Here is an 8,951-nt window from a genome sequence, read left to right as displayed (position 1 = left end):
TACCCGCCTTGCCTTTTCTCTACTGCGTGCCTTCCTGAACTGGTGCGCCGACCGCCCCGAGTACCGCGACCAGGTACAGGCCGACGCCTGCATCACGCGCATGGCCCGCGACGAACTGCCGAAGAAATCCGCCAAGGACGATTGCCTACAGCGTGAGCAGTTGCCGGCATGGTTCGCCGCCGTGCGCCAGATTCAGAATCCCGTCATCGCCGCCTATCTCCAGACTGCGCTGCTGATTGGTGCGCGCCGTGAAGAGGTGGCCGGCATCCGGTGGGAAGATGTGGACTTCCAGTGGAAGGCGCTGACGATCCGGGACAAGGTAGAAGGCGAGCGCACTATCCCGCTCACGCCCTACGTTGCCGCGCTGCTGGCCGGCCTGCCGCGTCGCAATGAATGGGTGTTCTCCAGCGTCACGGCGGCATCTGGAAGGCTTCAGGAGCCGCGCATCATGCACAACAAGTGCCTTGTTGCTGCCGGACTTCCGGCGCTGTCTATCCACGGTCTGCGCCGTTCCTTCGGCACGCTGGCGGAGTGGGTGGAATGCCCGGCTGGCGTCAGTGCGCAGATCATGGGACACAAACCGAGCGCGACCGCAGAGAAGCACTATCGAGTACGCCCGCTCGATCTGCTGCGCATGTGGCACACCAAGATCGAAGGCTGGATTCTCAGCGAGGCAGGTATCGAGCAGCCAGTAGAAGCCGACACGCGCCTGCGAGTCGTGCAGAGTGGATTGTAAAGCAGGGATATACAGGCTATGATTGTCTCGTTTCGACACAAGGGGCTTGAAGCCTTCTTCCGCTCTGGTACGCAAGCCGGCATCCAGCCGATTCACGCCAAGCGCCTGCGGGAAATGCTGACCGCCCTGCATGCCGCATCCAGCCCCGGCGATTTGGCTCGCCCGTCTTGGCGCCTGCATGGTCTGTCCGGCGACCGCGCCGGCTTTCTTGCCATGACGGTGCAAGCTAACTGGCGGCTGGTTTTCCGGTTTGACGGAACGAACGTGGAGCTACTCGACTACATCGACTATCACTGAAGGATGAAGATGGACATGTACGACCCCGCATCACCAGGCGAAGTGCTTGCCGGCTGGCTCGAAGACCTCGACATGAGCGTGACCGCATTTGCTGCCCATGTGGGCATCAGTCGCGTCATGCTGTCGCGCATCCTGCACGGACACGCCGCCGTCACCGCCGACATGGATTTGCGCTTACATGAAGCCTTGGGTACTTCGCCCGGCTTGTGGCTGCGCATGCAGACGCAGCGTGACCTGTGGATGGCCGGCGAGCGTGCCAAGGAACGGGCGCCAGTGGCACGAATCGCCGCCTGATGGGGTTTGTGACTCCTGCGAAACTTGTGTAACATATACGTTACACATCCATGTTTGACCTCCTCGACTATCAGACGGCAGATGGGCGCGACCCGTTCAAGGAATGGCTGGCATCCGTGGCAGACAGACAGGCGCGTGCAAAGGTGGCCGTCCGGGTGCAACGGTTGGCCGCTGGCAACTTCGGCGACCACAAGCCTGTGCGCGCTGGCGTATGGGAATTGAGGATAGACCACGGTTCCGGCTACCGCGTGTATTACGCCCAAGCCGGCCGGCGGGTGCTGTTGCTGCTGATTGGTGGCGACAAGCGCCGCCAGCAAGCCGACATTGAAACCGCCGTCCACTACTGGCAGGATTGGCAAAGGAGGAATGAACCATGAAAGCCGCTCGCCCCCACGACGATGCAATGGTGGAACTGCTGCGTGAAGACCCGGCTTTTGCCGATGAATACGTCACCGCAGCACTGGAGGAAGCCGACGAACCAGGCGGCAGGCAAGCCCTGTTGCGCGCTCTGCGCCAAGTCGCACAAGCCCAAGGGATGCAAGAGGTAGCGGCACGTGCGGGACTGCGCCGCGAAAGCCTTTCCCGTGCACTTTCTCCCAAGGGAAACCCGACACTTGAAACCTTGCTGGCGGTCCTGTCTGCCGCCGGTCTGCGCCTGGCCGTGGCGCGGAAGGAAGAACACGCCGCCTGACCGAATCACCGCCGCCTGACGGCTTTCAGGCAACGAGCACCACTGCCGCGCCTATCCCGAGGCCGATCACCGAGGGAGAAAACCGGGTTCCTTCACCCGGCTGGCGCGGCACCCCAAACGAAGGAGCGCAGGGAAGGAGCGCAACATGAATGTCGTAGTTCTCATCAATGGCCGCGAGGCTATTCCAGTGCGCGCCATTCCTTACGTGACAGGTCGGTGGATGTCGCCCGATGTGGTTGCGAAATCACTCGCCTACACTGATTCAATGAACAGATTCGAGGGAATATATGCCTACCAACTGCTGGCGGATGGGGGATATTCTCAAGTCTTGCCTGGAGACTGGGATGTTGTTGACGATCTATTGCAGGGGCTCGAAAGCAGCCTCAATGCTCTGAGCGATGACCGCAAGCTGACTCGCCCGGTCTGGCTGACCGAGTCGACAAAGCAACTGCCCGCAGGTGTTTTTCTCTGGCGCGACGAATTCGAGCAGGCATTCCACCGAAACTACTCTCCGCCGCGCTTTAGCTTGCTTGACGAGCGCCCCGGCGACCTGACGCTGAGATTTTCGCCGCTAATTTCCCCGCCAGAAATGCGAGGCGTGGTCATGGAGGGGTTTGAGGATTCGGCGGACGATCTGCTGGTGGGCAAGATACGAAATGACCAAACGAGGCTGCTATTGAGTGCCGGGGACGATGCAGCGACAGATCGATTTGCGCAACGCTATTTTGAAGATGGCTTCAACAAGGTCACGAGAGAGAAGGCAGGCGAACGGAACTTTGAGGCGAAAGTTGCCGCCGTCAATCTGACCGACGAGAGGTGCATCGAGCTTGCGCATTCGCATGAACTGCGCATCGCTGACTGGACCGCGCTGACCGGCATAGGTATCGGCGTGCATTGGTCGTATGTCGTCAGCGCCGAGGGGGTTGCCTTCAGAAAGTGGACCGAGGGCGAAATCAGCGAAGCGTCTGTCGACCGACAGATCGAGATGCACCAGGATAACGAGGCAGTACCGCTCAGGTTCCCCTGCGCGCCAGCGAAGCTCTTGCAGTTCATCGACGCAGCACCGCCGGGGAGTCACCGCTTCAGTATTCCAGATGTATTTCGGCAGGCGGTGACCGAGCAAGCACCGATGACCGACACCCCGGCGCGGGTACCGGCTGAATTGCAGGGGCAGAGTGATATCACCCATTCTGGAGCGCCAGAGAAGGCCGCGCCAGTGGTAACGCCTGATGATGACGAGCAAGGCGAGGCCGCGACGACGGCGCAGGAACAGAAAGCCGACGCGACGCAGAGCACAAGGCGAATACCAGAACAGCGTCGCCAAGAACAGGAAATCCTGCAGGTACTCTGCGAACTTGGATATTCGGCTGATGCGCTGCCTAAATGGGTTTCCGGTAAGCCTGGCGTAAAGGCCGAGGTAAGAGGCAGGTTCGCGTCTTGGCAAGGCACAGTTTTTGATAAGGCATGGGATCGCCTGAGAGCAGACAAAAGAATTCGAGACGCAGACTAAACCCTACTCCCCCGACCCTGCTCCCCCAAATTGGGGGAAGGGGGATACTTGCGGGGGAATATATCGGGGGAAATATTGTTTCATTCGCCTACGGCACTTCATGTTGAAGCGCCGAGGTTTTCCAACAGGAGAACCCGCGAATGGAAAAAAGCAGCACTCAGAAATACGACCAAAGCGCCGAACAATTCGCCGCGCTGAATCAAGTCAAGGCGCAGTCAGTCCGGGCGCGCCTATGCAGAACGGGCAGCTATTTCGGCGTGGTGCCGGTCAAATTGGCAAACGGACGCCTTGCTTGGCCTGCCGTGCAGGTGGCGAAATGAAAACCGCCCGCCCCCAAAATTCGGAAGCGAGCGCCCATGACAAGCGCGATTTTATCACGCACGATTCGCTCAAAGCCCGCCTTCAGGCCGGAGAAATCGTCACCGCGACCGACTACGACGAGAGCATCAGACCGCAGTTCTGGACGACAATCGCCATCGTTCAAGACGATATGCCCGCCGTCAAATCGTCCTGGTGGACGACCGACGAGCGGCACATCGACGGCCTGCGCATCCGGCAGCGAGTCTTTGCGATTCGCCCGCGCCAGAAGGGAGTCATCGACGCGACGCTAGCCGCGCTTATCGTCTTCGCTGTCGTTGGCATCGTGTTGCTCGCGGGAGGTGCGCTGTGATGCGCGACGCCTTCGCCGAAATCGAGCGCGCTAGGGCTGCACTCTGGAGCATTGACGCCGGCACCGACCGCGAAACCTGGGTGAAGATCGCGATGGCCGCGAAGTCTGCCGGGCTGGACTTCGACACATGGCACGAATGGAGTGCAACCGCCGGCAACTACAAGAACGAGGCCGATTGTCGATCTGTCTGGCAGAGCATCAAGCCCGGCCCCGTCGGCGAGGGTTCGCTGTTCCATGCTGCGCGCGCTGCTGGCTGGAGCGACGACGAAGGAGCGCCCGCTGTGCGCCCGCAATCGCACCAGGAACGACCGAAGCAGCCCGAGGCGACCAAGCCCCCGCCGTATGACCCTCGCGTGCTGTGGGATGCTTGTGTACCCGCAACGGCAGAGCAACCTTATGTCATCAAAAAGCTCGGATTGCCTGACGGTCTGCGCGTCTATCGCGGCTCAATGACCATTTCCGGGAAACCCTGCAATGGCGCTTTGGTTCTGCCCTGCCGGACTCTGGACGGCGATCTGGCGAGCCTGCAATTCATTATGCCCGATGGAAAAAAGCTGTTCTTGCCGTGCCGCAAGTTACCCCATGACGGATGCTTGATTATCGGTGGCCCTATCCGGGAAGGCTGCCCCGTCTACGTCGGTGAGGGCGTCGGACAGGCATGGAGCGCGCATCAGGCGACGAGGGCGCCGGCTGTCTGCTGCTTCGGAATCGGACGAATGGCAGGAGTCGCCAAGGCACTGCATGAGCGCTATCCAGCGGCCCGGCTGGTGCTGGTGGCCGACGCCGGCAAGGAAAACCAGTGTGCAGCCATCGCCAAGGACGTTCACGGCGCCTGTGTGGAAATGCCTGAGGGAAGCCCGAGTAACTTCGACCTGAACGATTTTCACCAGGCGCACGACCTCAAGCCCGTTGCCGCCCTGCTGGAGCGCGTCAAGGCGCCGACCTCACGGTTCAAACTATCGGAGCGCACCGCTGACCGCCTATTCATCGGCGAGCCGCCGCCCGTCAATTGGCTTGTTCGCCGAATCTTTCCGCTGGGCGTTTGCTGTCTCGTCGCATCACCGCCAAACGTCGGGAAGAGCTTTCTGTCTCTCGAACTGGCCGCGAAGATGGCCGGCTGGCCCGGCCCGGATTCGGATTACTCCTTCGGCGCCGAAGTGGCCGCACATGGCCGGGCCGTCTATGTCTCGGCAGAGGACGACGAGCCGGAGATTCACCGCCGACTCTGGAGCCTGTGCAATGGCCGCATGCCCGACCGGCTGCATGTGCTGAGCCTGCCCGACGTGGGGCACTTCGGCATCATCGAAGTCGACCGCGTGACGAAGGAATACCGCCCTACCGAGGCATGGCGCGACCTCGTTGCGGAGATCCGCGAACTGCCCGACGTGAAGCTGATTCTGCTGGACACCCTGCAAGCTTTGACGACCGGCGACACGAACACGGTAGAGGCGACGCAACCGCTGATGAACGAATGCACCGCCCTGGCATCAGCAACGGGCGCCTGTGTCATGTTGCTGCATCACGTAGCCAAGGGCAGCACCAAAGAGATACGAACCGCTCTTGATGCGCTGGAGTGCATCCGTGGTTCTGGCGCAATCATCGGCAGTGCCCGTGCCGCCTATGTCATGTGGCCGCCCGCCGACGGCGGTAAAGCAATCTGCGATGTTCTCGGCGAGCAGTACCAAGAAGGCAAGGTGGCGCACGGCATCCTGGCGAAGAAGTACGGCGACGGACGCCGCGACCGCTCAGTGTTCGTCCGCGACGAGCGCGGCATCCTGCGAGACAGGACAAAGCAATACACCGCCCTTTCTGGTGCCGCCGACGACAGCGAAGCGCTGCGCGATGGCCTGGCAACTGGCATCCGCGAGCAGTGGCAGGCAGGCGCATCGTTCGCCGCAAGCAACGGCAGCAACGGGCTGCACGCGCGCCGCTTTGAACTGCCGGAAATGTTCCACGACAAGCCGCGCGCATGGTTCGATAAGACGATAGCGCTGCTACTGGCCGAGGCCCGCATCAAGCGCATGCCGTATCAAGGTGGGAAGCGATATTGCCCGCCCGAAGCCGCCGCCGCGATACCGAAGCACGCGCCAACGGAAGCCGAAAACGACGCCCCCGAGGCCGAAGAATCCGCGCCAGAGGAAGCGGCATGAGCGCCCGTCAATATGCCATTGGAACTTGGCCAAGAATCAAACTTGGCCGGCCAAGTTCTACCCGCCGCCAAGTTCGTGCCAAAAGAAGAATCCAGCAATGGCAAGGGTTTGCGGCCTGTTTTTATGCCATTGGAACTTGGCCAAAACTGAACTTGGCCGAAGCTCTGCCAAGTTTGCAAGCCTATGATTCAAAAGATGTTTTAGAACTTGGCAACTTGGCCCCCCTAAAGGGGGGTAGAGCTTCCGGCCAAGTACCGGAAAGCTCGCCCCTTTCGCGGGAGTCGGGGAAGGGGAAAGAACCGTCCTTCTCTGGTACGAAAAGGGGTAGATCGTGAGCATCGCCGCCAAGCGTCCGGAGCAAGTAGCGCTGTTCAGCAACCTGCCGGAGGCGTCGCCAGTCCCGAGCCACAATGCCCGCAGCGAAGCCGCCGCACTGGCCGAAGTGCTCCAGACGCTCAAGCATCACCCGCTTGTCGCATGGTGCGAGCGTCAGAATTCAGGCGTCGCGCGCATCGGTGGCCGGTTCGTGCGGTTTGGCTGGCTTGGTTGTTCGGACCTTCTCGGCATGATGACCGATGGCCGGCTGTTGGCCGTTGAGTGCAAGGCGCCGAAAGGGCGGCTACAGGTAGAGCAGCAAGAATTCCTTTCACTGGTGCGCCGCTTCGGTGGCGTGGCCTTCCTGGCGCGTGACTGCCGCGACGTGTTGCGCGAGTTATCAACAATCGAAGGAAGCAATACATGAGCACTGAAGAACGCTTCGGGCTAATCGCTCGATACATCCGCGCTGCCAGCGAACTGACGGTGCAGCTGGGGGCAACGGGAGACGAGCCGTTTAGCCTGCTGCTGCGAGCCGCACTTGACGAAGCGCAACGAGGCGCCGAGTCGTCGGGCTCGGGGCAACCATGCCAAGGCGATGATGCCCACCAACCGCCCGGCCTGTACGTGGCGGTCAGTCGCCGCGACAGCAACGATGAAATCCCGTTCTGATGAGCGCCGAGTGCGTCCGGCCAATAACATCTTAGTACTGACGTTTAGCGTTCTGACGCGCTGCACGGCCGGCCGGGGTAGGGAGGGAGATGGATGGCATCACCCGGCCGGCAATCGCCCAGCGTGGCGCGATTCTGCAAGCTACAGAGGGATTGACGAGCGACTGGGCGCTGAACCTTTACCGTTGAGGAACACGAAATGAGCGACACAAAGAAAACCGAGGGACTACGCCCCGGCTGGCAGCCTGGGCAATCGGGCAATCCGAAAGGGCGGCCGAAGGGAAGCCGCAACCGCGTCACCGTCGTGGCGCTGGCAGCGATGGAGGAAGGCGCCGATGCCATCGCGCGCAAGGTGGTGGACATGGCAAAGCAGGGCGACATGAGCGCCGCCAGATTGGTGCTTGAAAGACTGGTGCCGCCGGCGAAGGAGCGCCCGGTCTACCTCGAACTGCCGGACATGGACACCGCCGCCGGCATCGCCGAGGCGCAGCAAGCCGTCCTGCAGGCGGTGGCCGATGGCGAACTGCTACCGGGAGAGGCCGCGACGCTGGCCGGGATCGTGGAGGCGCGCCGCAAGGCCGTTGAGACACTGGAGCTTGAACAACGCATCACCGCACTGGAGGGGAAGAAATGAGCACGACACTTGAACGCCGCACCGCCAAGCTGGAACAGGCCGCGTACCTGGGCGAGGATCGCCTCGAAGTTATCGTCGTCAGAGGCATGCCGATAGTCGGCTGCGAGGTTATCCGCGCCTCCTTTGGCGATCAGGTTGTCGACCGCCGTGCCGACGAGGCTGAAGACGACTTCATTGAACGGGCAACGGCCGAAGCCCTGGCCGCTACCCGTCAGCGCCCATGCCTGGTGTTTCTCCTCTCCGAGGAGGTGCCGCAATGAGCACGCCAATGGAACGTCGCTTGGCCAAGCTCGAAGAGGCATTGCAGCTGCAACCCGTGCAGCCTTTTTGCCTGCTGGCGGAACCGCTGACCGATGCGGCCCCCGAGGCATGGGACGGGCACCGGCAGAAGGTCGAAGAAGCGAAGGCCCGCGGTGATTTCGTCGCCGTCGTGTCGTCGGCAGTCAGTCAAGGAGATCGGCCCCACAGCGCGAACGGCGTGACGTACTACCCCAACGATTTTGAAGCCCGACTTGTTGATGCGTCGATGCTTCCCTCCAATCTCGGCAACAAGAGCCTGCTGGAAGACATATTCAAAACGCTCAGAGGGGAAGTTTGGGGACCGGTGGCGCACCCTGAAGTGGTGGAGGAGGATGGCGAGCCGGGCAGCGACATGGCGATGTGACGGCGCCACAGGCACGGCAATATTTCTTGGCGAATGCGTGACGGTGGCGGCGATACCGATCCTCCATCAAACTTTGGCGCCGCACAATGCCAAGGGCAACGCCAAGCATGAATCGCTCCAAGGCTTGCCGCTGCTGACGCTTGGCCGGTAGTGGTCACTCCTGGCGCAGAAATTGCATACGCTGCGCTGCGCAATGCTATCAGAATGCCGTCACCGGCGACGCTCAGGGGTGTTTCTGTGGCGTCATGGGACAGATGTATCGACTGAGGGCTGATCGTTGGGGCGAGTGTGCAGCCTGCTGGGGCGTCCGGCTAAATCG

14 protein-coding genes are annotated in these 8,951 nt (G+C 61.5%); all 14 read left to right on the top strand.

Annotated elements, in window-relative coordinates:
- On the top strand, window positions 1–736 hold a 736-nt coding region (locus AW06_RS09875; protein ID WP_034949264.1), incomplete at its 5' end, for a tyrosine-type recombinase/integrase.
- Window positions 737–754: 18 nt separating this feature from the next.
- Window positions 755–1,033 (top strand): type II toxin-antitoxin system RelE/ParE family toxin, encoded by a 279-nt coding sequence (locus tag AW06_RS09870; RefSeq protein ID WP_034949262.1) that lies wholly within the window; start codon window positions 755–757, stop codon window positions 1,031–1,033.
- Window positions 1,034–1,048: 15 nt separating this feature from the next.
- The gene (locus AW06_RS09865) at window positions 1,049–1,327 is read left to right on the top strand and encodes a HigA family addiction module antitoxin (RefSeq protein WP_337958782.1); all 279 of its coding nucleotides are present in this window, start codon (window positions 1,049–1,051) and stop codon (window positions 1,325–1,327) included.
- Between the two features lie 50 nt (window positions 1,328–1,377).
- Window positions 1,378–1,704 (top strand): type II toxin-antitoxin system RelE/ParE family toxin, encoded by a 327-nt coding sequence (locus AW06_RS09860; protein WP_034949259.1) that lies wholly within the window; start codon window positions 1,378–1,380, stop codon window positions 1,702–1,704.
- Window positions 1,701–2,018, top strand: a complete 318-nt coding sequence (locus AW06_RS09855) for an addiction module antidote protein (protein ID WP_034949258.1) — start codon at window positions 1,701–1,703, stop codon at window positions 2,016–2,018. Before AW06_RS09860 ends, AW06_RS09855 begins: the two co-directional genes overlap by 4 nt.
- Before the next feature lie 145 nt (window positions 2,019–2,163).
- Window positions 2,164–3,528: a hypothetical protein gene (locus AW06_RS09850; RefSeq protein ID WP_034949256.1), complete on the top strand. Its 1,365-nt coding sequence runs from the start codon at window positions 2,164–2,166 to the stop codon at window positions 3,526–3,528.
- 140 nt (window positions 3,529–3,668) lie between these two features.
- On the top strand, window positions 3,669–3,848 hold the full coding sequence (locus AW06_RS09845; protein ID WP_034949253.1) for a hypothetical protein: 180 nt from the start codon (window positions 3,669–3,671) through the stop codon (window positions 3,846–3,848).
- The gene (locus AW06_RS09840; RefSeq protein WP_034949251.1) at window positions 3,845–4,198 is read left to right on the top strand and encodes a hypothetical protein; all 354 of its coding nucleotides are present in this window, start codon (window positions 3,845–3,847) and stop codon (window positions 4,196–4,198) included. Before AW06_RS09845 ends, AW06_RS09840 begins: the two co-directional genes overlap by 4 nt.
- The gene (locus tag AW06_RS20345; RefSeq protein ID WP_138678024.1) at window positions 4,198–6,348 is read left to right on the top strand and encodes an AAA family ATPase; all 2,151 of its coding nucleotides are present in this window, start codon (window positions 4,198–4,200) and stop codon (window positions 6,346–6,348) included. Before AW06_RS09840 ends, AW06_RS20345 begins: the two co-directional genes overlap by 1 nt.
- 331 nt (window positions 6,349–6,679) lie before the next feature.
- Window positions 6,680–7,090: a VRR-NUC domain-containing protein gene (locus AW06_RS09830; RefSeq protein ID WP_246148611.1), complete on the top strand. Its 411-nt coding sequence runs from the start codon at window positions 6,680–6,682 to the stop codon at window positions 7,088–7,090.
- Entirely contained in the window at window positions 7,087–7,335 is a 249-nt protein-coding gene (locus AW06_RS09825; RefSeq protein WP_034949248.1) for a hypothetical protein, read from the top strand. Before AW06_RS09830 ends, AW06_RS09825 begins: the two co-directional genes overlap by 4 nt.
- 198 nt (window positions 7,336–7,533) lie before the next feature.
- The gene (locus tag AW06_RS09820; protein ID WP_034949246.1) at window positions 7,534–7,968 is read left to right on the top strand and encodes a DUF5681 domain-containing protein; all 435 of its coding nucleotides are present in this window, start codon (window positions 7,534–7,536) and stop codon (window positions 7,966–7,968) included.
- Window positions 7,965–8,228, top strand: coding sequence for a hypothetical protein (locus AW06_RS09815; protein WP_034949244.1), 264 nt, complete (start codon window positions 7,965–7,967; stop codon window positions 8,226–8,228). The genes AW06_RS09820 and AW06_RS09815 overlap by 4 nt, the downstream gene beginning before the upstream one ends.
- Window positions 8,225–8,632 carry a hypothetical protein gene (locus AW06_RS09810; RefSeq protein WP_138678025.1) on the top strand — a complete coding sequence of 136 codons (408 nt, stop codon included), beginning with the start codon at window positions 8,225–8,227 and terminating at the stop codon, window positions 8,630–8,632. The genes AW06_RS09815 and AW06_RS09810 overlap by 4 nt, the downstream gene beginning before the upstream one ends.
- Window positions 8,633–8,951 lie beyond the last annotated feature (319 nt).

It is taken from the genome of Candidatus Accumulibacter cognatus (assembly GCF_000584975.1).
Taxonomy (GTDB): domain Bacteria; phylum Pseudomonadota; class Gammaproteobacteria; order Burkholderiales; family Rhodocyclaceae; genus Accumulibacter; species Accumulibacter cognatus.
The sequence above is the reverse complement of the archived record's forward strand: the minus strand, read 5'-3'. Positions and strand labels throughout refer to the sequence as shown.